The organism is Ruegeria sp. YTSC230, from assembly GCF_059609665.1.
Window position 1 is genome coordinate 345,359 of sequence record NZ_JBXWMC010000005.1, and the last position, 23,506, is coordinate 368,864.

Sequence of the window (23,506 nt, forward strand, 5' to 3'; positions counted from 1 at the left end):
CCCCTTATCCGTTCAGAGGCTTGATGACGCCTTCGGCAAATTCGATCAGAGCTTCCTGCTCGATCTCGTCGCCAAAGTAGTTCACGTGGTGCCAGACAAAGAATTCGTCGATCTGATAGCGCTCGGCCAGTTCACCGACCTGGTCCAGAACCTGTTGACGCGAGCCGTCCCAGACGCGGCCCAATGGGACGTGATAGGGCGGCGCGTCGTAGGCCGAGAACCACAGGTTGTCGAACATTTCGCGGTACTGTTTGGTTTTGGCCGGTGTCTTGCCCATCATCAGATGCGCACCCAGAGCCAGAACGTCGTTGTTGGTGGTTTGAGGCAGCCCGTTTTCATGCGCGGCCTTCAGGCAGTTCTCAAGAATCACCGGCATGAATTCTTCTTTGTCGGCGGTCACGAAGGACACCATCTTGGCCCCTTCCGACGCCCAGAACTTGGCAGTTTCCATCGAATACGAGAACGGCGCATATACTTTTGGGTGCGGCTTTTGCAGCGGCCGGGGAACGATGCCCGATTTGCGCAGGATCTTGTTGCTATCAACCGGGCTGTCACCGCCCCAGAGTTTGGTCGGATTGAACTCCCACTCGACATTCGACGGGAAGTTCCAGAATTCGCCCTGATGTTCGGTCAGATCGTCGGTCCACAGCGATTTGATCAGACGCCAGTTTTCGTACAGCGCGCGACGGTTGCGCTGGTCGGCCTCGGACTTGTCGGATTCAGCCGAGGTGATGTCCAGGTGCTGCCCCATGGTCGCCGTCCAGCGCGGCGTGTTCCCGCGCGAGAAGCCTGCGAAGACGCGGCCGCCGGTCATGTGGTCCAGCATGGCGATATCTTCGGCCGTCTTGATCGGGTTCATAGCGGTCAGGTTCATCCCCAACTGACCAACTTTGAAGTTCTTGGTGTGCTGGGCGATGTACATGTTCCAGAACAGCGGGTTCGTGGTGCATTCAACGCCTTCGACCTGCATGTGGTGCTCAGTCAGGCAGAAGCCGTCATAGCCCAGCTCTTCGGCAAGGACCATCTGATCACGCATCGTGTGCATCATCTTGTTGAACCGCGCAGGGTCACGTCCAGCAAGCTGAGTGTCCTCGCCATGCTGGCGTGCGAATGGAATGGCGAGAATCTTGAACTTCATGCAGGCGTCCCCCGATGTGTGATTGAACGTTCACTAACATTCCCATACGGCCGGCAATTTCGTCAAGCCCCGAATTGTTTTTCCCTACGTCGCAACGGCACTGCGACGATTTCCAACTGGACAACACATAGGGATTTCAACATGTTGCCCTCAGGTAGGGTCCTATGGAGGCAAGCCGCGTGTTTTTGTATTCCGCTGCGCAAGTTGATGAATTTATTAATAAATCGCAGCTAGATGGCGTGTGCGTTGCGCTGGCGATCGACGCTGCGCGCGAGGAACTCAGACGTCTCGGCGACACTTTGCAACCAACACTGGTCAACACGTCGGCCACGAATCTGGCAACTGCGGGACAGGGGCAAATCGAGGCTCAGGCCATACGCATGTCGCCAGAAGATTCGCTGCTGACCTCATACCGTGTCTCGATCGTTCAGGCCGGGCACAATCCCGGTGAAGCTGCCACGCTGATGGAAGTGACCTGCACGTTCTCAGTCGAAGCGCAACTGGCGGAAGCGCCGAAATCCACTCAGGCAGAAAAGCCGCCCCGCGCCCTGTCCGACACCGCCGAGGAACGGCGGCGGCAGATCTTTGAAGGCGCGTGCAAGGTGATTGCCAAGCATGGGTTCGGCAATGCTTCGATGCGCGAGATTGCCAAAACATCCGGGCTGTCGGTTCCGCTGATGTACAAATACATCAAGGACAAGGATGACATACTGCACCTGATCACTACGATGTGCATGCAGGACATCATCGACTTTTTCGATACCGGAGAGCTGTTCACTGGCCCCGCCGATCAGAACCTTGAAAAAGCGGTTGACCGGTACATCGACTACATTGGTGAAAACCGCCGCTATATCAATCTGGTCTATTCGGAAACACGGTCAATGTCTGCCGAGAACCGCGCGCGTGTATTTGATATGGAGCGTGAATTCATGGGCCGCTGGAAAGGCATTCTGGACAAAGGGGTCGAACAGCAAGTGTTCCGCCCCATGAACACAGAGCTGATGGCCAATTATCTGTATTTCCTTTGTAATGTCTGGTCACTCCGGCATTGGAGCATCGGAAAGTTCCCGGAAAGCGAGATCCGGACCAGTCTGAAGGCGCTTATTATGGATGGCGTTTTGGTCAGGGCTGCTCCCTCCAAGAAATCCTGAGCGAACCATCAACCACTCTGGGTGGTTGATGCACAAACGCTTACGCAATCAAGTCGCACATCTCTGTCGCTTCCGGGCGATTTGGTCGCAAACCAACTTGCGACACGTCTCGGGCGTGTCAAACTGCGTATATGACAACGCTCTGTAGTCCTAACCCTCTGGATCGCCGCGCAACCGGTTGTGACCTCGTCGTGAGTGGATGATGGCTGGCGCTCTGCGCCCACTGCCATCTGCCCAGACAACGGACAATTCGGACACTCTCATGACATCTCAAACCTTACGCCTGGCCATTGATATCGGCGGCACCTTTACCGATACGGTACTCGTCTCGGACGATGAGACCATATTGGCTTCGACCAAGACGCTCACGACGCACAAAAATCCCGCAGATGGCGCGATGGAGGGCGCAAGACGTGTCATGGCGGAATCCGGCCGGTCGTTGAATGAGGTGACAGGTTTCATCCACGGAACGACACTGGCGACCAATGCATTGATCGAACGTCGAGGCGCTGTTGTGGCGACCGTGACGACCGAAGGTTTTCGCGACATTCTGGAAATCGCGTATGAGCGGCGGTATGCGCAATATGACATCAATCTTGAAAAGCCGGACCTGCTGGTGCCACGCGAACGGGCATTCACTATTCGCGAACGGATGGATGCCGGAGGGGATGTGCTGATCCCATTGGACACCAGCACAATTGACGCGCTGCTGATTGAATTGGATGCCAGCGGGGTGGATGCTGTCGCAATCTGTTTGATGCATGCCTATGCCAACCCGTCACACGAACGCAGGTTGCGCGACATTCTGGCGGAAAAACGCCCCAGCCTGGCAGTTTCAATTTCCTCTGATGTAAGCCCCGAAGCACGCGAATTTGACCGGCTATGTACTACGGTCGCCAATGCCTACATCCAACCGTTAATGGAAAGCTATCTGGCACGGTTTGCCACTCGGTTTCAGGCAGAAGGCGTGAAATGTCCGATCCTGATGATGACGGCCAGTGGCGGAATGTGCACCGTTCAGACGGCATCACGCTTTCCGATCCGGTTGGTCGAAAGCGGCCCGGCGGGCGGAGCAATTTTGGCCGCACGGATCGCAGCGCGGGCTGGGATTGACGAGGTTTTATCTTTCGACATGGGCGGGACGACTGCGAAGCTCTGCCTGATTGACAATGCAAGGCCTCAAACCTCGCGCCAATTCGAAATCGCGCGGGCCGCGCGGTTCATCAAGGGGTCGGGCATGCCTGTACGTATCCCTGTGGTCGAAATGATCGAGATTGGCGCGGGCGGCGGCTCAATCGCCGGGGTTGACCGTCTAGGTCGGTTGACAGTGGGTCCAAAATCGGCCGGATCAGAACCCGGTCCGGCGGCCTTTGGGCGGGGCGGCACCGAGCCAACCGTGACTGACAGCGACATCACTCTGGGCTATATCGTGCCGGACACATTTGCCGAAGGGTTTATCAAGATCGACCCCGAAGCATCTGAAGCTGCGCTGAACCGGGTCATCGCCGCGCGTCTGGACACGAACGGCACTGCGGCGGCGGACGGAGTCAGTCGCATCGTCGATGAAAGCATGGCCAGTGCGGGCCGAATGCATGCGGTGGAGTCGGGCAAGGACCTCGGTTCGCGCACAATGATTGCTTTCGGCGGCAACGGCCCCCTGCATGCAAGCCGGATGGCCCGATCCGCAGGGGTCCGTCGCATCGTGATCCCACCCAATCCAGGCGTCGGGTCCGCGGTCGGGTTCCTATTTGCGCCGGTCAGTTTTGAGATCGTCAGATCAAGTTATTCTCTACTTGAATCCCTGGATCTGGAGCGGATCAACTCCCTGCTTTCCGACATGATCGACGAGGCAAGCCGGGTGGTTGCCCAAGGCGCGGGTGATGCACCCACCGAAACCCAACGCACGGCTTTCATGCGCTACAACGGTCAGGGCCACGAGATCGAGATTGCCCTGCCCGATCGCGATTTAACATTCGAAGACATAAAACCGCTGACCGATGCTTTCGAGGCGGAATACCGTAAACAATTCTCGCGTCCCGTGCCCGGAATGCAAATCGAGATCCTGAACTGGGCTGTCCGCGTCGCAACCCCAGATGCGGATGTTCCAGATTTGCCGGAAACGCCAGTTCTGACAACTATCACATCGGCCCAAACCCGCCCCATCACCTGCGATGTAGATGGTCAGATAAAGCAGGCTGGTTTTGTGCCACGTGACAGCCTGAACCCCGGCGACCGGGTTTGCGGCCCGGCGCTGATCACGGAACCGCAGACGACGACCTTGGTCTCTGCTGATTTCTCGGCGCATGTGGATGCCATTGGAAACCTCATCCTTATCCAAGATCAGAAAGGAGGTGTATGATGCCTACCGATCTTTCCCCCGCTCGCCTGCAAGTCATGTGGAACCGCCTGCTTGCGGTGGTCGAAGAACAAGGTCAGACCCTGATCCGCGCCGCATTCTCACCCATTGTACGCGAATGCGGCGACATCTCTGCCGGGATTTTTGACGCCGAGGGTCGGATGCTGGCACAGGCGGTCACCGGAACGCCCGGGCACATCAACACGATGGCCGAAGCCGTAATGCATCTGCGCGGTCATTTCCCGGTTCAAGACATGAGGCCCGGTGATATCTACATGACCAATGACCCGTGGCTGGCTTCGGGACACCTCAACGACTTTTTGCTGATGATGCCCGCATTCAAAAACGGCAAAGTCGTCGGCTTTACTTCATGCACTTCGCATCTTGTGGATCTGGGCGGCCTTGGAATGGGCCCGGAAGGGTCGGATATCTATGATGAGGGTCTGCTGATCCCACCCTGCAAGCTGGTCGAGCAAGGCGTCCCGAACGCCTTGCTTCTGGACATTGTCCGCGCCAACAGTCGCGAGCCTATTGCTAATGAGGGCGATATTTATGCTCTGATCGCTTGCTGCGAAGCGGGCGTGAACCGCCTGCTCGATATGATGGATGAATTCGGAATCGACGATCTGGATCAACTGGGCAGCTATATCATCGACACCTCGCGCCGCGGCACGCTTGAAGCCATCGCCGAAGTGCCCGCAGGCACCTATAGAAACGTTCTGAGGATGGACGGTTATGAAAATGCACTCGAGCTGCACGCCACCCTAACGGTCAGCAAAACAGGCATGCATGTGGACTTCACCGGAACTTCGGGCTGTTCGGGCAAGGGTATCAATGTGCCGCTGAACTATGCGACCGCCTATACCGTCTTCGCCCTGCGCTGCATCGTCGGATCCGACATCCCCAACAACGCCGGATCGCTGGAGCCGTTCACAGTGGACGGGCCAAAAGGCTGCATCCTCAATGCACAACGCCCCGCCCCGGTAGCAATGAGACACACACTAGGACAGGTAACACCAGATCTGGTGCTTGGATGCCTGCATCAGGCCCTGCCAGATCAGGTCCCCGCCGAGGGCGCATCTTGCATGTTCGATCTACCGATGCGACACGCACCCGAAGTGGCGCGTGATGGAGGTCGGGAATTCGCGGTTGAACCTGTACATAATGGCGGCACTGGTGCCCGGCCACACGCGGATGGCTTGTCTGCCACAGCCTACCCCTCGGGCGTGTTCGGATCTCAGGTCGAGATCACGGAAAGCGTGGCCCCGGTCACAATCTGGAAACGCGAACTACGCCAGGATTCAGGAGGTGCAGGCAAGTATCGCGGCGGTCTCGGCCAACGGATCGAGATGACCTCTGCGAACGGTGCACCCTTTCTGGTGTTCCTGTCGGTTGAGCGCCTCAAATTCCCCGCCCTCGGACGCATGGGTGGAAAACCCGGTGCACCCGGTCGTATTCGTTTCCTTGGTGGCGAAAATGATATCCCGGGCAAAGGAGAACTGCGCGTTGAAGCTGACGACTACCTGATCTTTGAAACTCCTGGGGGCGGTGGTTTTGGCGACCCGGCCGCGCGAGACCCACAGGCAATCTCCCTAGACCTCAAGCGCGGTCTGATCAGCGCAGAAGGCGCAAAATCCTACGGGGGCGCATCATGATCCGCCCGGTTCCCCACATAAGTGCAATGGCGGCCTATGCGCTGGTCGACCTCGGCGGCGAAAACACTATCTCGTTGGCCCAGAACGAAAGCGCCTTTCCCGCAAGCCCCGCTGCCATCAAGGCGGGTCGTGACGCAATGGCCGATCTGCAATTGTATCCTGATCCGGAATGGTTGGAACTGCGCACAGCAATTGCAGATGTGCATGGACTCGATCCGGCACGGGTGCTGTGCGGAGCAGGCTCGATGGAGCTGATCGGCTGTTTGATCCGCGCCTATGCCGGGCGCGGTGATCGGGTCCTTGGCACGGATTACGGATATGCGTTTGTCGCCTCAGCAGCCGCTCAGGTTCAGGCCGATTACGTCAAGGCGCGTGAAGTGGATCTGACCGTATCCGTCGACGATATCATCGCCGCGGTCACACATGAAACGCGGATCATCTTTGTCTGCAACCCTGGCAACCCGACCGGCACCCTAATCCCCAATTCCGAGATCCTTCGTCTGCGCGGGGAACTGCCCGCGGATGTTCTACTCGTCGTCGATCAGGCTTATGCAGAATTTTCCGATCACAAACATGATCCGGCCGATATCTTCGCGCTGAGCGATCGAGGGGACACCGTGATCATGCGCACCTTTTCCAAGGCCTATGGCCTGGCGGGAGCGCGTGCAGGATGGGGGTACTTCCCGCCCGAGATTGCCGCTGAACTGCGCAAATTGCTTAATCCAAACAATATTTCCATCGCTTCACAAGCAGCAGCCGCTGCCGCGATCCGCGATCAGGCGCATATGCAAAATGTGGTTGCCCGCACGACTGAATTCCGCGAACGATTTGCCGTGGAATGTCGTGCGTTGGGCCTAATCGTTCCTCAAAGCCACACAAACTTTGTGCTATTGCGCTTTGCCTCAACGCAGGATGCGCAACGGGCAGACGCGGCGCTGCGGGCGGACGACCTACTAATGCGCGGCATGGGAGGATACGGCTTAACCGACTGCTTGCGCGCCACAATCTGCGAGACGCCGATCATGGATCGGTGCCTGACCGCCCTGAAGGGAGCATTGAAGTGACCGAAACACGAACCGCAGCCAAAATCGGTGTTCTGGTACCCTTCACCAACACCAACCTCGAACCGGATATGGAGTTGTTGAGGCCGCCCAACACTACAGTCCATTATCAACGCATGGGCGGATATGACGTGGATGAAATCCCCGGCTCGGATCAGATGGCGGGGTTGGGCGCATCGGATATCACTCACGACCTGCGGATGATCTCGGGCATACGCCCCGATGTGGTGCTGTATGGCTGCACCTCGGCGACACTGACCCACGGACCGTCCTTTGATGCAGAGCTGGCCCTGCAGATTAAGGCGGGCTCGGGTGCAGTTTCGCTGACCGCTGCAGGGGCGTTGATCGCTGGGATCAATGCTGTCGGCGCAACAAAGGTCGGCTTTTCATCGCCCTATTTGGGCGAGATCAATGCCCGGGCGATGGATTTCATGGCCCTAAACGGCATTGAAACCGTCAAATGTGCCGATGTCGGCCGCGAGCTTGGCAATTATGGGCAAGGTGAACTGACCCCGGACGAGGTGTTCGATCTGGCGTGTAGGGCCGATCACCCGGATTCGCAGGCAATCGTCCTAAGTTGCACAGACATGCGCTCGGTCGAGGCGATTGAACGGATTGAGGCCGCGCTGAACAAACCCGTCATTACCTCCAATCAAGCGATGGTCTTTGGACTGCTGAAAGCGCTGAACCTGCCACGTCACAAAGCGTTGCCTGGGCGTCTGTTCGATAGCTTGTGACGCGCGGTCAGGGCAAATGAGATTTTTACGACCCGCCTAACATCGGTTGCAGTTTCCAGGCGGTTTTCAGGGCTTGGTATGGCGTTGCCATCCAAGCAGGCTAAAACAGGCAAACAGAATGGCGGCGACGCAGACGATGGAAGGACCTGCGGGCGTGTCGAAGACATAAGCCGCTCGCAACCCGGCCACAGCAGATGTCGCCCCAATCGCTGCCGCGATCAGAGCCATCGTTTCCGGTGACCGTGCCAGACTCCGCGCCGCTGCGGCCGGTATTATCAGCATTGCCGCGATCAACAAAACGCCCACGACCTTGATGGCGACTGCCACCGTGATGGCCAGTGCAAGCGTCAAAATCAGTTGTTCTCGCTTGGGGTCGAACCCGCTGGCATACGCCAGTTCCTCGTTCAACGTCGCCGTCAACAACTGGGACCAACGCCACGCAATCAAAACTACGACCAGTGCAGCGCCACCCCAGATGACGGCCAGATCCGAACGGGAAACGGCCAGAATGTCGCCAAACAGATAGGCCATCAAATCAATCCGGACACCGGAGAGGAATGAGACTGCCACAAGACCGAATGCCAAGGCGGAATGCGCCATGACGCCCAGCAACGTATCCATAGCGTAACCACGACCTACCAACAGTGTCACGGTCAGCGCCATCAACAAGGCGACGGCCAGCGCGCCTGTAAAAATCGACATCTGAAACGTTAGCGACAGGGCGACGCCAAGAATGGCTGCGTGCGCTGTGGCATCGCCGAAATAGGCCATACGGCGCCATACTACGAAACACCCCAGCGGCGCTGCAGCAAAGGCCACGCCCACTCCGGCCAGTGTGGCCCGGGTCATGAAATCATCAAGCATTATTCTGCGGCTTCCTGTGAATCTGTTCCATGGTCATGATGATGATCGTGGTTGTGATCATGATCATGGCGGTAAAGGGCAAGCGCACCACCTGTTCCGGTTCCGAACAACGCGCGGTATTCGGGGGCCGAGGCCACAACCGCAGGTGAGCCCTCGCAGCAGACATGGCCGTTCAGGCAGATCACCCGGTCCGAGGCGCTCATCACCACGTGGAGCTCGTGGCTTATCATGATGATAGCGCACCCTGTTTCCTGACGCACGTCTTCGATCTGGCGATAAAACGCGGCCGAACCAGGCTGGTCCAACCCTTGCGTGGCCTCATCCAGCAACAGGATTTCGGGACGGTTGATCAAGGCCCGCGCCAGCAGCACGCGCTGGAATTGTCCGCCCGAAAGCTGTGACATCTGGCGCTTGAGCAGATCGGGCACACCGGCCGTTTCCAGCGCAGTCGCGCAATCCTTCTTTGACGCGCGATGGGTCAGCCGCATAAACCGTTCGACGGTGATCGGCAGGGTCGGATCGATATGCAGCTTTTGCGGGACGTAGCCAATTCTCAGCCCCAGCTTTTGCTTTACCTGCCCGGCAGACGGTTTGATTGCACCGATTATGGCGCGCAGCAGGCTTGTCTTACCCGAACCATTAGGGCCGACGATGGTCACAATTTCACCAGGTTCGACCCCCATGTTGATGTGCCGTAACACGGTATTGGCCCCATAGCTAACGCTGAGGTCTTCTACGGTAATCAGGTTCATTTCTACGCCTTTTCGGTGCAGTCGGGGCAAACGCCTTCGGCTTCTACAACGGTCCGCTCGATCTCGAAACCCACTGCCCGCGCGGCTGCGCCCAGCTCTCCCTTCGCGGGTGTTGAATGTGTTTCGGCCACAGCATCACATTTCCTGCAAATCATGAAGGCCGGGGAATGTGTTGCCCCGGGATGCGCGCAGGCGACAAATGCGTTCAACCGTTCGATTTTGTGGACAAACCCGTTCTCGACAAGAAAATCGAGGGCGCGGTAAGCCACTGGTGGCTGCGATCCGAAGCCTTCGTCGCGCAATCGATCAAGAATTGAATAGGCACCCAAGGCCCGATGTTCCTGCAGTAACATCTCCAAAACCTTGCGCCGCACGGGAGTCAGCCGCAGACCTTCTTCTTTGCACCGGGTCTCGGCAACGGTCAGGCTACTTTCGACGCAGTGCGCGTGGTCGTGCTTTTGGAATCCGACAAGGGCGGAGTCTTCAGCAGGTGCAGGTCTCATCTCACTTGTCATGTTATTCCATATCATATATGCCACTCGCAACGTTATAAAATCACATAGAGGGTTTGATGTCCAGAAAGCTTCTTCCTGTTTCGATCACGGCTGCGTTTATGGGGGGCACAGCAATGGCCGATGTCCCAAATGTTGCAGTTGATATTGCTCCGGTGCACTCATTGGTGGCGCGCGTGATGGAAGGTGTTGGCACACCTAACCTGATCGTACAAACCGGCGCGTCCCCGCATGAATACAACCTGCGCCCTTCCGAGGCGGCTGCCCTGCAAAATGCGGATCTGGTATTCTGGATGGGCGAGGACCTGACCCCATGGATGGAAGGCGCGGTAGAGACCCTGGCCAACGGCGCGACAGTCACCCCCCTGTTGGAAGTGGATGGCACCGTCCTACTGGAATTCCGCGAGGATGCGCTGTTCGAGGCGCACGATCATGACGATGAAGATCACGCCGAAGAGGAGGATCATGGTCACGAGGATCATGCCGACGACAAAGACCATGACGATCATGACCACGAAGAGCATGCCGAGGGTGAAGACCACGATCACGAGGCTCATGCAGAACACGACGACCACCATGACCACGCGCATAGCGATCATGATCCGCATGCCTGGCTTTCGCCCAAAAACGCCGACACCTGGCTGAACGTGATTGCCGCGCAGCTTTCCGCAGCGGACCCGGACAATGCGGGTGCATATTTCGCAAACGCGGCGGCTGCCCGCGCAGAGATGGCATCCCTCGCCGCTGAAGTGAGTGCAACTCTGGAACCTGTACGTGGCAGTAACTTCATCGTTTTCCACGATGCTTATCAGTATTTCGAGAACGCCTTCGACTTTCCCGCGTCGGGTGCGATTTCGCTTAGTGACGCGTCAGATCCAAGCCCGGCGCGGATTTCTGAGATTCAGGGGCGCATTCGCGAAGAAGGGATCAATTGTGTTCTGTCAGAGCCGCAATTCAACCCCGGCATCGTCGCCACTGTCTTGGACGGAACCGAAGCGAATACCGGTGTGATAGATCCACTAGGTTCTGATCTTGAACCCGGGGCTAAGCTGTACCCGCAAATGATCCGGAACATCGCAAAAACATTGGCGGAATGCCTATGACCTGACAGGGCAGCCCGTTTTGGCATGGAAATCCAGAGCGGGCTGAACATCGCCGGGGGCACAAAGGTTTCTCGGAAACTTGGTTTTTTCGTTTCGGTGCTCGCGGCATTCGCCCGTTTGGAAACTCAGCCAGATTTCTTCTAGAGTTCCCAACAGAACGACGCAGTCAGAGGCTGTAGCGGTGTCGGGATCAACGATCCGGACACTAGTTACGGGTCAGGCATGCGCAATCCCGGCTCACGACGCGCGCCCGTAAAACCCGATGCGTTCTTCGTGTGTGAACTGAACGTTTGGCCGATCATAAAAGGAAAACACGGCAATCATACGGTCGCGGTCGCCTTGAACAGGCGAGACGCGGTGCGCCGTGTTTTTGCCTTTGAAGATGTTCAAAGTCCCCGGCTGCAGTTTCATGAGCGTGGGCTTGCGCCGGCCTTCCAGCAATTCAGCCACCCCATCGTAATTCGGGTTGTCATCACTACGCAGGTCTTTTTCGTACTCAAATTCACCCCCCGCAGACGGCGCCTGCAACAGCAGCGTTGTGGTGAATTCGGACCTGTCGAAATGCCAGTTCAGGGCCTGCCCGGCTGAGTAAGCCATGACGTTCACGCGGGCCAGCGGATCATCCATCACAAAAAGCTTTGGCTTTTCCATGACCGCAGCCAGAAACTGCGCAAATGGCGGCCAATCGTAGAGGCGGATCACAATGGCCTGCCCCAACTGATCGGCACAAATCGTTCTGTTAGACGTCTCAAATTGGGTCAGGGCCGGATGGTCGCTGCCGAGGCCCTCGATAGACGTCCTGAAATAGATGTTGTGCCGCCGCGCGTGGACAAAAGCCTCTTCGGCAAAAAACGGTTGCAGCTCAGACACCGCCGATTCCAGCGAACTGTCGCGAACAAAGCCAGGCAGGTTAAATAATCCATTCTCAGAAAGATCGGCTTTGCAGCGTTCGATCAGGCTGTGCCAGGCCATGCTGCCCGGCTGGTCCAATGGATACAAATCCAAGTTTAAGACATCACGCATCTTCGACCCTCCTTTCCTGTTATCCTGAGCAGGGCTTGAAACAGGGCTTTATCAATGGATAGCCTTTTTGGGGAGCATAAGAATTTCAAAAGCACTGACCGAAAAACGGATTGCCCGGCGGAAAGCGCCTATTCCTGAGGGCGCTTGTTCAGTAGAAATGACGGCGATGGATTAAAAGTCGGAGACCCTCATCAGGATGAGCATGTCGCCGATCCCTTTGCGGCAGGATTACCGGATAGCTTACGCAAAAAGACGTAGATCTCCTCCAGATGTAAAAAAAGTCGTAGCTGCGCTGCAAAGTTAAGGCACCACTGAATTCAGCAGTGGGGATCAATCTGGCACACTCGCCCGGCGACGTGAGGTAACCGCCCTGATTTGTTGACGCAGGCTATTTGCCCGCATACGAACTTGCCCACATGCAGGAAACCCACAGCCGACGCGGCACAAATTCCGCCGGACATCCAAGGAATAACGCCATGAGCGAACATATCATCGTCAGCACTCAGGATCGCGTCACCACAGTCACGATTTCTCGCACAGACAAGAAAAACGCGATCACTTTTGCCATGTATACCGCGATAGCTGAAGCCATCGAAGAATACGGTCAAACCGATCAAGCCCGGGCGCTGGTCATCACTGGTGAAGGCGATATGTTCACGGCCGGGAATGACCTGCAGGACTTTATGACAGGCGGTCTTCCGGCGGGTGACGCTGAAAATCCGATTATTCGGTTCCTGAATGCGATCCGGGATTGTCCGAAACCCCTGATCGCCGCAGTCAACGGTTCTGCAATTGGTGTTGGCCTGACCATGCTGCTGCACTGCGATCTGGTCTATTCCGCGAACAGCGCTACGTTCAGCGCTCCATTTGTCCAACTGGGTCTGGTGCCCGAGGCCGGTTCTTCGATGTTGCTGCCTGCGTCTCTCGGTATGGCTGTCGCCAATGACGTCTTGCTGGCCGGGCGGGTTCTGACGGCATCCGAGGCCCTGAACCACGGGTTGGTCGCGCGCGTCTTTGCCGACGGTGAGTTGATGAACGAAGTCCAGGAGATCGCAAAAGCCATTGCAGCCTCATCCCCGGTAGCGCTCAAACAGTCAAAGACCCTGATCCGCAATCAGCGTGACGAAGTGGCCGGACACATGGCCGCGGAAATCAAGATTTTTGCCGCGCAGCTACAATCCCCGGATTTCGCCGAAAGCGTTGCGGCCAAACTGCAAAAACGCGCACCGAATTACGGCTGACCCGCGCCTTTGAGGGACTACGGCTTTCCTCGCCTCGAATGCAGCCCCAGTTATTTCGGAAACGAAAGCTGAGGCACAAAACGCCACTGACGCAAACCCAAGCTGAAACCAACCTTCCGTAATTGGCCTACGTCGCCAATAACGAAAGGATATTAACTTAATTTCATTACCGGGCTGGTCAATTCCGCCCGGCAATGGAATCAGTGCGCATCAACAAATTTTGATTCGCCCTGACACGCTTTAACAAGCCGAAATAGGGCGTGCCCTGTGGCTGTTGGATGGCGTTTCACCCGATAGCCGCGTGAAGTCAGAGGAAAAGCATGGGCCTAACCTGCTATGACGTGATGGTGCCGCCTGAGGTACAAAAGACCATTCTGCCGGATGAAAGCATCGCCACGGCTTTCAACATCATCAGGGGCAGCCGGGCACGGTTTCTGCCTGTCGTGGCTGAAGACGGGACTTATGTTGGCGTCTTTACCGCCCCGACGCTGCTGAAACTGATTCTGCCGAAGGCGGCTACAATCGGTCTAAATGATGATGCGTCGCGCGTCGCGATCGACTCGCTCAGCTTCATGAATCTGACGCGGGATGATTTCGAACAACAGATGGAGCGGTTGAAGACCGAAAAGGTTCGCGACAACATGTCGAGGCCCTCGAACATCCCTGTCGCTGCACCTGATACGCCGGTGATGGAAGGCATCTTCCTGATCTACAAATTCAAACGGCACGTGATCCTTGTTGAGCCCGAAACCAACCGTTTCGTTGGCACCGTAAGCGCCAACTCGCTTTTGGATCGCGCACTCAGCTAACCCTATACAAACCGGACTAAAACCTTGGCTACGCATTCGACGTCACACGGAGAGGCCGCTCTCTCTGTTCCACAACTATTGGGCATTGATCCGCTTTGGATCGCGACCGGAATTCTGATTTTGGTGTATGCGGTCCTGATCACCGAAAAGGTTAACCGCGCCATTCTGACGATGCTGGGCGCGTCCCTGATGGTCCTGTTTGGCATCATCAATCAGGAACAGGCCGTGGCGGGTGTGGACGCCAACACTCTGGCACTGCTCATCGGCATGATGGTCATCGTGGGGATCACCAGCAAATGCGGATTGTTCCAATACGTAGCGATCAAGGCCGCAAAAACGGTGAAAGCCAATCCAACCGGCATCCTGATCATGCTGACGCTGATTACGGCGGTGTTCTCGGCCCTGCTGGACAACGTGACGACCGTTTTGCTGATCGCCCCGATTACGCTGCTGATCACTGAAGCCCTGGAAACGCGTGTGTTCCCGTTCTTTGTTGCCGAGATCCTAGCCTCGAACGTGGGGGGAACAGCGACGCTGATCGGTGACCCGCCCAACATCATCATTGGCTCGGCCGCAGGGTTGAGCTTCAACGATTTCGTGGTGAACCTGGCGCCTATCTCGGCCATATGTCTGGTTGTCCTGACCGGCATTATTTACCTTATGAACCGCAAGGAACTGGCCCGCATTCCGAAATCGGCCAGCGATCGGATTATGGGGTTCAACGAATCCGAAGCGGTTACTGATGTTGTCTTGATGATCAAGTCTCTGGCCGTATTGGCTCTGGTTTTGCTGGGGTTCACGCTGGGGCACAGCTACGGCATTCAGCCCGGTACGTCAGCGTTGGCCGGTGCTGGCCTGTTGATGCTGCTGGCCTATGGCCACCAAAGCGGTGAAGAACAATCCGAGTCGGTTCACCACATTTTTGGTGAAGTTGAATGGGTCACAATCTTTTTCTTCGGTGGGCTGTTCGTCATTGTTGCCGGTGTTGAACATGTTGGCCTCTTGGCATTCTTTGGTGAGAAAGTGCTGGAGCTGACCCAAGGCGACATGATGTGGACCGCGTTCTTCATCTTTTGGGCCTCCGGCATTTTGTCCGCAATCCTCGACAACATTCCTTTCGTGGCAACGATGATCCCTCTGATCGAGTCCACCGCAGACACGTTCGGCGGCAAGGACGCGATTGAACCCCTTTGGTGGTCGCTGGCGCTTGGGGCCTGTCTGGGCGGCAACGGTACACTGTTGGGGGCAAGCGCCAACCTTACGGTGGCTGCTTTTGCGGAAAAGGCCAAGCAGCCCATCGGCTTCATCGCCTTCGCCAAAATTGCATTCCCGATCATGATCCTGACCCTGATGATCGCGAACGTCTATATTTGGCTGCGTTACTTCTGACCTATGGCCCTTTGAACCAAACGTATTACAGGTTCAAAGGGCGTCCGACTCCGGACAGGTTTACTTGCCCGCATGTGACACGCACCGCGCTGAGGCACCGAATTTGGTTGTCTTTCTAGCCAATCCCCCCTAGTGACGGCCTCACCTCGGGGAGCACGGCCTGCCGCGCTGAGATGCTTATCAAGCGAACCCGTAGAACCTGAACCGGCTAGAACCGGCGGAGGGAAGGGTTTCGGTTTCATCCATCCTTGCCCTCTCGCCGCAATGGAGGATGACATGAAACATCTGCTAATTGCTGCGGGACTTCTGAGTGCAACTACGGCCATCGCCGCCGACAAGCCTCAGCTAACCGTTTACACCTATGACAGCTTTGTATCCGATTGGGGCCCCGGCCCGCAGGTCAAAGAAGCCTTTGAGGCAACCTGCGACTGCGAGCTGAACCTCGTGGGCGTCGAAGATGGTGCCGCACTTTTGTCGCGTGTCCGGCTTGAGGGTGAAAACTCTGACGCCGACGTCGTGCTTGGTCTGGATACCAACCTGATTGCAGCGGCCCGGGAAACCGGCCTGTTTGCGCCCAATTCCGTTTCTGCCGACTTCGCGCTGCCGATCGAATGGACCGATGACACGTTCACACCGTATGACTGGGGCTACTTCGCCTTCGTTCACAAAGCGGATGCGACCGCGCCTGCGAACTTCCGGGAGCTGGCGGACAGCGACACCAAAATCATCATCCAGGACCCTCGCTCGTCCACGCCCGGTCTGGGTCTGCTGATGTGGGTTAAAGCGGCGTATGGTGATGATGCACCCGAAATCTGGACTGGTCTTTCCGACAATATCGTGACGGTCACAAAAGGCTGGTCCGAAGCGTACGGCCTGTTCCTTGAGGGCGAGTCGGACATGGTTCTCAGCTATACGACATCTCCGGCCTATCACCTGATTGCCGAGGACGATGGCAGCAAGGCTGCGTCCGCTTTTGACGAGGGCAACTATCTGCAAGTTGAGGTTGCGGCAAAGCTGGCCGCGACGGATCAGGCCGAATTGGCGGATCAGTTTTTGCAGTTCATGGTCTCGGATGCGTTCCAGCAAATTATACCGACAACCAACTGGATGTACCCGGCCGTAACCCCGGCAGAAGGTTTGCCTGCAGGGTTCGACACCCTGACAGTGCCGGCAAAGTCGCTGCTGTTCTCCCCCGATGAAGCCGCCGCCGTGCGGGATCAGGCCCTGGCAGAATGGCAGAACGCGCTCAGCCAGTAAGCCCATGGCCCGGTATCGGTGCGGCAGCTCTGGTCGCCGCGCTAATCCTGGGCACTCTTACGGCGGTTGCACTGCGTGCTGAAACCAGCGGCGGGTTCAGTCCCGCTGACTGGGCTGCGCTGCGCTTCACGCTGACCCAGGCCACGCTGTCCGCATTGTTCAGCGTGGTGTTGGCCGTGCCGGTTGCGCGGGCTTTGGCACGTCGGAGGTTCCCCGGCCGACGGGCTTTAATTGCGCTTTTGGGTGCGCCCTTCATCCTGCCGGTCATCGTTGCCATTCTGGGTCTGCTGCAAGTCTTTGGCCGGTCGGGATGGATCTCGGACTTCCTTGGCATTTTCGGCCTGCCGCCCATACGCATCTACGGCTTGCATGGGGTTGTACTGGCGCATGTTTTCTTCAACCTACCCCTGGCCACACGCCTTGTGTTGCAAGCCTGGCAGGAAATTCCGGCAGAACGGTTTCGCCTGGCCGCACAACTGGGCTGCAATGGTATGGCCATGTTTCGACTGATCGAGATGCCCATGCTCAAACGGACCCTGCCCGGGGTTCTGGCGGTAATCTTCGCCATCTGCCTGACCAGCTTCGCCGTCGCCCTGACCTTGGGCGGAGGGCCACGGGCTACAACAATCGAACTGGCAATCTATCAGGCTTTTACCTACGATTTCGACTTGGGTCGCGCCGCCCTGTTATCCGCCCTGCAACTTGCCCTGACAGCTGCGACCGCTTTGGTGGCGCTGAAGTTTTCGCGCGGGGACGGTTTTGGAACAGGTCTCGATCGCGCCTTGCGCCGCTGGGATGGGGGTGCGCCGACGATAGATGTATTCTGGATCGTCGCAGCGGCCGTCTTTTTGCTACTGCCTTTAGCATCGGTCGTAATTTCGGGAGTTGCCGGGTTGTTTGACTTGCCCGCAATCGTTTTTCGGGCTGCGCTGATCTCGGTCCTTGTTGCTGCGGCAAGTACTGCAGTCCTACTATTGCTAGCTTTGCCTATGGCCACCGCCGTCGCGAGCGGCCGGTACGGGCTTGTGGAACTCAGTGGCATTTTGGGTTTGGCGGCATCACCATTGGTCATCGGTACGGGCCTGTTCATCTTAATCCGGCCTTTGGCAAACCCGACGACATTGGCTCTGCCTGTCACTGCTTTGGTAAATGCTGCGATGGCCCTGCCCTTTGCTTTACGCATTCTGGTCCCCGCCGCGCGCGACATAACCGCCAGGCACGGACGTCTCGCGCTTTCATTGGATATGACAAAATGGACGTTTTTCACGCGCATCTTGCTACCGCGCATGCGTCCGCAGATTGGGTTCGCCACTGGTCTTGGGGCGGCTCTGTCAATGGGTGATCTGGGTGTGATCGCTCTGTTCGCCGATCCGCAGATCGCGACCCTGCCCTTGCAAATCTACCGCTTGATGGGTGCCTATCAGATGCAGGCTGCTGCCGGCGGGGCATTACTGCTGTTGCTGCTGTCCATGGGCGCATTCTGGCTATTGGACCGAGGAGGGCGCTGGCATGCTGAAGCTTGACGACTGCGTGATTGAAAACGGGAATTTCACCCTAAACGCCGATATCCAGATCGAGGTTGGCAACAGCATTGCCATTGTCGGCCCGTCCGGGGCGGGCAAGTCCACATTGTTGGAGACTATCGCTGGATTTCGGGATCTGAAAAAGGGTCAGATCTTTTGGGGTGGTCAGCAGATTTCCAACTTGCATCCCGGCAAGCGCCCTATGGCGATGCTGTTTCAAGACGGAAACCTGTTTCCGCATCTGACGGCTGAACAAAACATCGCCCTGGGCCTGCGCCCAAACGGTCGGTTGTCCGCAGACGAGGGTGCACAGGTTCAGTCCGCTCTGGGCCGGGTTTCTTTGCATGGTATGGGCGCGCGCAAACCCTCGGAACTGTCCGGAGGACAGCAAAGCCGGGTTGCCCTGGCCCGCGTACTTGTGCAGCGGCGCGAACTGTTGCTTTTGGACGAACCGTTTGCCGCCCTTGGGCCAGCCTTGAAAGCCGAAATGCTGGATTTGGTGGCCGATCTGGTGGCCGAAACCCAAACGACCCTGTTGATGGTCAGCCACGATCCGCAGGATGCACGCCGTATTGCCGACCAAACCGTACTTGTTACAGACGAAACGGTGCATGCCCCCGTTCAGACAACGGAACTCTTTGACAACCCGCCGCCAAGCCTGCGTGCGTATCTTGGCTAGCGGCGATCCCGTCTCAGACGTCAACGAGACGTTGTAACGGGTCGCCAAGCTAAATATCGTTCAAAGATGGTCAACGAAGACAAGCATACGCAGCACACTGGCGTGATCGACAAAAGCGCCCGGGCGCAAAGCAACCGCCAGACAAGGTTAAAAATCCGGATTTCTACTCTGCTGGCGCTGACCATTGGCGGACTGGTGGCAATATCGGCTGGCGCAGTTCTGTTGGTTTCGACTTATGCCAATTTTCAGAACACGACGGAACTGTTGAATACGTCTGCCGCGATGATCGTCGAATCCATCGAAGACGATGTCTTTAGCCTGACGACACCGATCGAGGAACTGGCGCAATCCCTACAAGAAGACGCAAGCACGGGTGAAGTCGATCTGCACGACACCGATTTTCTGAAAGCCTACTTCAAAGGCGTGGTGGCTTCGGTCCCATATCTGACAGATCTTGCCATCGTGTATCCTGACGGCAGTCTGTTCATTTCAACACATATCACGGATGTTGAGGGGCCACGTTTAATAACGTCATACGAGCCTCCGGCTGCAGGCACGCTTCAGTATCTTAAAGATGTTAAAGGCTATGATGGTTTGGTCTGGAACGAACCCTTCTTTGACCAGGGCCGGACACATATCTCAGCGACTGTACCTGCCTATAAAGACGGTATTTTTCTCGGGGCCGTGCTCGTTTCTTCTACCGTTCACCATTTCTCGGGCCTGGTCGACGAGTTAAGCGGGAAATACGGGGCAACCGGTTTTGTTCTGTACGGTGACAACCGCGTTCTGGCCCATCCCAAATTGCTGAACCTGTCTGCAAACACGTTAAGTTCAAACGCCCCCTTGCATTCGGTCGCAGCACTTGATGACGCGGTCATCTCACAAATGCTGATGCAGCCACCCGAGTTTCAGGGCAACGATGGAACATTTGTCGGATATGTGGTCGAGGCGCTGGACGGAGAACACCTGGTTTTGACAAGCATCGTTAGCGGCTTCGGATCTGAGCCGTGGGTGATCGGGCAGTATTCTCCACTGAGCGATTGGAGCAACCAATGGTCCCGGCTGAGTGATGCCGCCCTGGTCAGTCTTGGTTTACTGATCGCTTCGGTCATTGCGGCGCTTGTGTTGGCCAGACGATTGGCGGCACCCATTCACAGGTCGACCGAAGAAGCCATCAAAATCAGCGAACTGAATCTGAACCAAATCGACCACCTGCCCCCCTCTCGGGTCTCAGAACTGAACCTTCAGGCTGTTGCCTTCAACAAGATGCTCGACGGGCTGCGCTGGTTTCAAACTTATTTGCCCCGAACCCTTGTACGGCAAATGCTAAAGACCGGAGACCCTAACCTTGTGTTGCCGCGCGAAGTCGAACTTACCGTCATGTTCGCCGACATCGTGGGGTTCACACCCGCATCCGAGGCCATGACGCCACAAGCCACGGCAGCAATGCTGAACCGGCATTTCGAAATCCTGAACCGCTGTATAGAAGCCGAGGGCGGAACGCTCGACAAATACATCGGCGACGCGGCGATGGCGTTCTGGGGCGCGCCCCAGGACCAGACGGACCATGCCGAACGCGCCTGCCGGGCTGCAATGGCAATCAAGCGATCACTAGCTGAGGCTGGCGTCGAGTACGGCGTCAAAATCGCGGTGCACACCGGACCGCTGATTGTCGGCAACATCGGGGCCGTCGACAGGATGAATTACACGGTGATCGGCGACACAGTGAACACCTGTGCCCGGATCGAGACCCTTGTAGGCGAGCTGCCAAGTGACGAGCAAACCACGATTTTGATCAGCGATGCCACAGCCCGACTGATCAACCCGGCTTTTCATCTGATCGACTGCGGCGAATTCACGGTCAAAGGACGTTCAAGGAAAGTGAATGTCTACCGCCTTTGCGATGCAGATAAGACCCTTCGCCCCTCAGCATAACCTGCCAGGAATTCCAGTGGCCGTATAATGGTCACTCCGTGCGCCGCAGTTGTTTTGGTGTTTTGCCGTATTCGGCCTTGAATGTCTGGGCAAGCGTAGAGGTTGACGCAAAACCGCAGGCTATGGCGATGTCAATAATCGGCATTTGCGAGTTCGAGACCAGAGTAAACGCTTTTTTCAACCTGATCTTTCTATAAAATTTTCCGGGCGACGTGCTCAGGTGCAGCATGAACTGACGCTCTAACTGCCGGGTAGATACGCCCACGCGGCGGGCAAGGCTGGCCGTTGGCAACGGGTGTTCGGTGTTTTCTTCCATGATGCGGATCGCGTTTTGCAGCCGCTTTTCCAGGAAATTTGGGTTCGCGCTCAGACCTTTGGGTTGCTCTTGCGCGTGGCCCCGAACGTCGTTCAGCATCAATTGACAGGCCAGTTCAGCCCTATCTTGAGGCTCAAGAACCTCGGCCAGAATGCCGATGATCGCCTCGGCGGTATGACCGTGCCCGGCGCAAGTCAACACTGCTCCATTTCGGGCAACAAGACTCTCAGAAAGCATGGGATAATCCCCTATCTCACGCAGCAAACCAATGTCGCGCCAATGTGCCGTGACCGGCCCGGATTGTTGCACTGTCGCCTTGATGTATTCGCGTGCCGCGTCCGAAAACAAGGCAACTGGTCGTTTGTGTTTTTGCATTGCCCGGACGCGTCGCAGCCATGTGCTGACATCTCCCAACTGACCGCCCACAACACACAGGCAATCGCTCAGATACTGGTCAGAGATGGCAGGCGTTGCCCGCACAATCAGGTCTGAACTGCTGGACACCAGACCGGGCGTGTCCGACGAAATCTGCCACCGAAAAAGGTCGCGGTTGAGAACATCATTTGCCGTCTGCAAAACTGCAATGATGGATGACAGCTCAAGATACGCAAACTCGGCCTGCACGAAGATCTCGAATGTTATTCGCTGTTCAGTCTTTGATCTGTCTGTAGGTGCTAACATTCGATGAGTTCTTGTTGTTCTTTGCCAGCACGTTAGCCCTTTTTTGCAAGAGCCGGTCAGTCTTTGGGGCAGCTGTAAATCAACTGGCGAGGGCTTAGTTTGAACCGATCATCAGATTGAAAGCAAGGTGCAAGTCCGCGCGCAAATCCAAGGTGCCGGTCGCGGCGATAATATGTAGACCACGAGACGTTAAGACCCAATCGCGGGACCCAAAAGACCCCGCGCCAAGGAATGCTTGTAATACAGATGCTTATGCCGCAGCGATTTGACTAGCCTTTTCGACCAGTACTTCGGCCTGACGGATCGAGGCATAGTCGATCAGGCGACCATCCAGAGACACAGCGCCTTTGCCAGCCGATTCAGCCTCGGACATGGCTACGAGTATGCGCTGTGCTTTGGTGACTTCGGCATCTGATGGCGACATGACCTCATTGGCCAGGACAATCTGGCTGGGGTGGATAGCCCATTTTCCTTCACATCCCAGAACGGCCGCGCGTTTCGCTGCCGCGCGATACCCGTCTGGATCCTGAAAGTCACCGAAGGGCCCGTCAATCGGGCGCAGGCCGTTGGCTCGGGCGGCGACGACCATGCGGGCCAGTGCATAGTGCCACATATCGCCCCAATGCGTCATGCGCCCGCCATCTGCATCCGCATCGGTCAGAACGGAATAGTCGGGGTTTACACCGCCGATGATTGTGGTCCGGGCACGGGTCGATGCCGCATAGTCGGCAACCCCGAAATGCAAGCTTTCGTTGCGTTTTGAGGCGGCCGCAATCTCGCTGACGTTCTGCATGCCAAGCGCGGTTTCGATGATGTGTTCGAATCCGATCCGTTTCTTGTAACCTTTGGCGTCCTCGATCTGCGTCACCAGCATGTCAACTGCATAGACATCCGCAGCGGTTCCAACCTTGGGGACCATGATCAGGTCCAGCCGTTCGCCGGCCTGTTCGACCACATCCACCACATCACGGTACATATAGTGCGTGTCCAGCCCGTTGATCCGCACCGACATGGTCTTGTTGCCCCAGTCGATATCGTTCAACGCCTCGATGATGTTCTTGCGGGCCTGTTCCTTTTCATCAGGCGCGACGGCGTCTTCCAGATCAAGGAAGATAACGTCCACATCCGATTTCGCTGCCTTTTCGAACATTCCGGGCTGGCTGCCCGGAACGGCCAGCTCGCTGCGGTTCAGGCGTGCGGGGGCTTGGTCGATGTTGTGAAAGCTCATGGTTTTGGGATCCTTCGTCTTACAGGTTTGGATAGATCGGGAATTTAGCGCAAAGCTCTGCAACCTCGGCTTTGACCTTGGCTTCAACCGCGCCAT

General features: G+C 56.8%; 20 protein-coding genes and 1 riboswitch. Of the genes, 13 read left to right on the plus strand and 7 right to left on the minus strand.

All coding sequences use genetic code 11. The features are described 5' to 3' along the window. Window positions 1-4: 4 nt before the first annotated feature. Window positions 5-1,138 carry an LLM class flavin-dependent oxidoreductase gene (locus AC2FD9_RS12565; RefSeq protein WP_496724771.1) on the minus strand — a complete coding sequence of 378 codons (1,134 nt, stop codon included), beginning with the start codon at window positions 1,136-1,138 and terminating at the stop codon, window positions 5-7. A gap of 179 nt (window positions 1,139-1,317) precedes the next feature. On the opposite strand from AC2FD9_RS12565, the gene AC2FD9_RS12570 reads away from it, so the two are divergent. The 5 genes from AC2FD9_RS12570 to AC2FD9_RS12590 all read left to right on the plus strand — a co-directional run bounded on the left by AC2FD9_RS12570 (window position 1,318) and on the right by AC2FD9_RS12590 (window position 8,098). Continuing rightward, on the plus strand, window positions 1,318-2,289 hold the full coding sequence (locus AC2FD9_RS12570; RefSeq protein ID WP_496837176.1) for a TetR/AcrR family transcriptional regulator: 972 nt from the start codon (window positions 1,318-1,320) through the stop codon (window positions 2,287-2,289). Between the two features lie 262 nt (window positions 2,290-2,551). Further along, window positions 2,552-4,648 (plus strand): hydantoinase/oxoprolinase family protein, encoded by a 2,097-nt coding sequence (locus tag AC2FD9_RS12575; protein WP_496837177.1) that lies wholly within the window; start codon window positions 2,552-2,554, stop codon window positions 4,646-4,648. Next, on the plus strand, window positions 4,648-6,300 hold the full coding sequence (locus AC2FD9_RS12580) for a hydantoinase B/oxoprolinase family protein (RefSeq protein WP_496837179.1): 1,653 nt from the start codon (window positions 4,648-4,650) through the stop codon (window positions 6,298-6,300). Before AC2FD9_RS12575 ends, AC2FD9_RS12580 begins: the two co-directional genes overlap by 1 nt. Next, complete coding sequence (locus tag AC2FD9_RS12585; protein WP_496837181.1) at window positions 6,297-7,364, plus strand: pyridoxal phosphate-dependent aminotransferase; 1,068 nt, start codon at window positions 6,297-6,299, stop codon at window positions 7,362-7,364. The genes AC2FD9_RS12580 and AC2FD9_RS12585 overlap by 4 nt, the downstream gene beginning before the upstream one ends. After that, window positions 7,361-8,098 carry a maleate cis-trans isomerase family protein gene (locus tag AC2FD9_RS12590; protein WP_496837182.1) on the plus strand — a complete coding sequence of 246 codons (738 nt, stop codon included), beginning with the start codon at window positions 7,361-7,363 and terminating at the stop codon, window positions 8,096-8,098. The genes AC2FD9_RS12585 and AC2FD9_RS12590 overlap by 4 nt, the downstream gene beginning before the upstream one ends. Before the next feature lie 66 nt (window positions 8,099-8,164). On the opposite strand, the gene AC2FD9_RS12595 is transcribed toward AC2FD9_RS12590, so the two are convergent. From AC2FD9_RS12595 to AC2FD9_RS12605, 3 genes are read right to left on the minus strand one after another with little or no spacing between them, the layout of a single operon-like run. Beyond that, window positions 8,165-8,962, minus strand: coding sequence for an iron chelate uptake ABC transporter family permease subunit (locus AC2FD9_RS12595; RefSeq protein ID WP_496739138.1), 798 nt, complete (start codon window positions 8,960-8,962; stop codon window positions 8,165-8,167). Further along, window positions 8,962-9,714, minus strand: coding sequence for a metal ABC transporter ATP-binding protein (locus tag AC2FD9_RS12600; RefSeq protein WP_496837184.1), 753 nt, complete (start codon window positions 9,712-9,714; stop codon window positions 8,962-8,964). The genes AC2FD9_RS12595 and AC2FD9_RS12600 overlap by 1 nt, the downstream gene beginning before the upstream one ends. Before the next feature lie 2 nt (window positions 9,715-9,716). After that, on the minus strand, window positions 9,717-10,229 hold the full coding sequence (locus tag AC2FD9_RS12605; RefSeq protein WP_282169640.1) for a Fur family transcriptional regulator: 513 nt from the start codon (window positions 10,227-10,229) through the stop codon (window positions 9,717-9,719). A gap of 56 nt (window positions 10,230-10,285) precedes the next feature. Here AC2FD9_RS12605 and AC2FD9_RS12610 point away from each other — a divergent pair, with 56 nt between their 5' ends. Further along, the gene (locus AC2FD9_RS12610; RefSeq protein ID WP_496837186.1) at window positions 10,286-11,329 is read left to right on the plus strand and encodes a zinc ABC transporter substrate-binding protein; all 1,044 of its coding nucleotides are present in this window, start codon (window positions 10,286-10,288) and stop codon (window positions 11,327-11,329) included. Window positions 11,330-11,566: 237 nt separating this feature from the next. Here AC2FD9_RS12610 and AC2FD9_RS12615 read toward each other — a convergent pair whose 3' ends face one another. Further along, on the minus strand, window positions 11,567-12,352 hold the full coding sequence (locus AC2FD9_RS12615) for a HalD/BesD family halogenase (protein WP_282169642.1): 786 nt from the start codon (window positions 12,350-12,352) through the stop codon (window positions 11,567-11,569). A 476-nt stretch (window positions 12,353-12,828) separates the two neighbouring features. Between AC2FD9_RS12615 and AC2FD9_RS12620 the strand changes: the two genes are divergently transcribed. The 7 genes from AC2FD9_RS12620 to AC2FD9_RS12650 all read left to right on the plus strand — a co-directional run bounded on the left by AC2FD9_RS12620 (window position 12,829) and on the right by AC2FD9_RS12650 (window position 21,185). Further along, window positions 12,829-13,593 (plus strand): enoyl-CoA hydratase, encoded by a 765-nt coding sequence (locus AC2FD9_RS12620; protein ID WP_282169643.1) that lies wholly within the window; start codon window positions 12,829-12,831, stop codon window positions 13,591-13,593. 320 nt (window positions 13,594-13,913) lie between these two features. Further along, entirely contained in the window at window positions 13,914-14,402 is a 489-nt protein-coding gene (locus tag AC2FD9_RS12625; protein WP_058272048.1) for a CBS domain-containing protein, read from the plus strand. A 24-nt stretch (window positions 14,403-14,426) separates the two neighbouring features. Beyond that, window positions 14,427-15,791 carry an ArsB/NhaD family transporter gene (locus AC2FD9_RS12630; RefSeq protein WP_282119271.1) on the plus strand — a complete coding sequence of 455 codons (1,365 nt, stop codon included), beginning with the start codon at window positions 14,427-14,429 and terminating at the stop codon, window positions 15,789-15,791. 137 nt (window positions 15,792-15,928) lie between these two features. Then, window positions 15,929-16,034, plus strand: a riboswitch (TPP riboswitch). A gap of 33 nt (window positions 16,035-16,067) precedes the next feature. Further along, on the plus strand, window positions 16,068-17,048 hold the full coding sequence (gene thiB / locus AC2FD9_RS12635; protein ID WP_282119270.1) for a thiamine ABC transporter substrate binding subunit: 981 nt from the start codon (window positions 16,068-16,070) through the stop codon (window positions 17,046-17,048). Then, on the plus strand, window positions 17,024-18,571 hold the full coding sequence (locus AC2FD9_RS12640) for a thiamine/thiamine pyrophosphate ABC transporter permease ThiP (RefSeq protein WP_496837189.1): 1,548 nt from the start codon (window positions 17,024-17,026) through the stop codon (window positions 18,569-18,571). The genes thiB and AC2FD9_RS12640 overlap by 25 nt, the downstream gene beginning before the upstream one ends. Beyond that, window positions 18,558-19,250: a thiamine ABC transporter ATP-binding protein gene (locus AC2FD9_RS12645; RefSeq protein ID WP_496698098.1), complete on the plus strand. Its 693-nt coding sequence runs from the start codon at window positions 18,558-18,560 to the stop codon at window positions 19,248-19,250. Before AC2FD9_RS12640 ends, AC2FD9_RS12645 begins: the two co-directional genes overlap by 14 nt. Before the next feature lie 66 nt (window positions 19,251-19,316). After that, entirely contained in the window at window positions 19,317-21,185 is a 1,869-nt protein-coding gene (locus AC2FD9_RS12650; RefSeq protein ID WP_496837192.1) for an adenylate/guanylate cyclase domain-containing protein, read from the plus strand. Window positions 21,186-21,216: 31 nt separating this feature from the next. On the opposite strand, the gene AC2FD9_RS12655 is transcribed toward AC2FD9_RS12650, so the two are convergent. Beyond that, window positions 21,217-22,182 (minus strand): GlxA family transcriptional regulator, encoded by a 966-nt coding sequence (locus tag AC2FD9_RS12655; RefSeq protein WP_282169647.1) that lies wholly within the window; start codon window positions 22,180-22,182, stop codon window positions 21,217-21,219. Window positions 22,183-22,432: 250 nt separating this feature from the next. Then, entirely contained in the window at window positions 22,433-23,410 is a 978-nt protein-coding gene (locus tag AC2FD9_RS12660) for an HpcH/HpaI aldolase/citrate lyase family protein (protein ID WP_496837194.1), read from the minus strand. Window positions 23,411-23,506: the final 96 nt, after the last annotated feature.

What these genes read in the sequence shown, in the direction of transcription:
- AC2FD9_RS12605 (WP_282169640.1), bottom strand. Translation starts at nt 10,229, where the DNA reads ATGACAAGTGAGATGAGACCTGCACCTGCTGAAGACTCCGCCCTTGTC.
- AC2FD9_RS12655 (WP_282169647.1), bottom strand. Translation starts at nt 22,182, where the DNA reads ATGTTAGCACCTACAGACAGATCAAAGACTGAACAGCGAATAACATTC.
- AC2FD9_RS12595 (WP_496739138.1), bottom strand. Translation starts at nt 8,962, where the DNA reads ATGCTTGATGATTTCATGACCCGGGCCACACTGGCCGGAGTGGGCGTG.
- AC2FD9_RS12650 (WP_496837192.1), top strand. Translation starts at nt 19,317, where the DNA reads ATGGTCAACGAAGACAAGCATACGCAGCACACTGGCGTGATCGACAAA.
- AC2FD9_RS12645 (WP_496698098.1), top strand. Translation starts at nt 18,558, where the DNA reads ATGCTGAAGCTTGACGACTGCGTGATTGAAAACGGGAATTTCACCCTA.
- AC2FD9_RS12585 (WP_496837181.1), top strand. Translation starts at nt 6,297, where the DNA reads ATGATCCGCCCGGTTCCCCACATAAGTGCAATGGCGGCCTATGCGCTG.
- AC2FD9_RS12565 (WP_496724771.1), bottom strand. Translation starts at nt 1,138, where the DNA reads ATGAAGTTCAAGATTCTCGCCATTCCATTCGCACGCCAGCATGGCGAG.
- AC2FD9_RS12575 (WP_496837177.1), top strand. Translation starts at nt 2,552, where the DNA reads ATGACATCTCAAACCTTACGCCTGGCCATTGATATCGGCGGCACCTTT.
- thiB (WP_282119270.1), top strand. Translation starts at nt 16,068, where the DNA reads ATGAAACATCTGCTAATTGCTGCGGGACTTCTGAGTGCAACTACGGCC.
- AC2FD9_RS12620 (WP_282169643.1), top strand. Translation starts at nt 12,829, where the DNA reads ATGAGCGAACATATCATCGTCAGCACTCAGGATCGCGTCACCACAGTC.
- AC2FD9_RS12640 (WP_496837189.1), top strand. Translation starts at nt 17,024, where the DNA reads ATGGCAGAACGCGCTCAGCCAGTAAGCCCATGGCCCGGTATCGGTGCG.
- AC2FD9_RS12600 (WP_496837184.1), bottom strand. Translation starts at nt 9,714, where the DNA reads ATGAACCTGATTACCGTAGAAGACCTCAGCGTTAGCTATGGGGCCAAT.
- AC2FD9_RS12615 (WP_282169642.1), bottom strand. Translation starts at nt 12,352, where the DNA reads ATGCGTGATGTCTTAAACTTGGATTTGTATCCATTGGACCAGCCGGGC.
- AC2FD9_RS12580 (WP_496837179.1), top strand. Translation starts at nt 4,648, where the DNA reads ATGCCTACCGATCTTTCCCCCGCTCGCCTGCAAGTCATGTGGAACCGC.
- AC2FD9_RS12625 (WP_058272048.1), top strand. Translation starts at nt 13,914, where the DNA reads ATGGGCCTAACCTGCTATGACGTGATGGTGCCGCCTGAGGTACAAAAG.
- AC2FD9_RS12660 (WP_496837194.1), bottom strand. Translation starts at nt 23,410, where the DNA reads ATGAGCTTTCACAACATCGACCAAGCCCCCGCACGCCTGAACCGCAGC.
- AC2FD9_RS12610 (WP_496837186.1), top strand. Translation starts at nt 10,286, where the DNA reads ATGTCCAGAAAGCTTCTTCCTGTTTCGATCACGGCTGCGTTTATGGGG.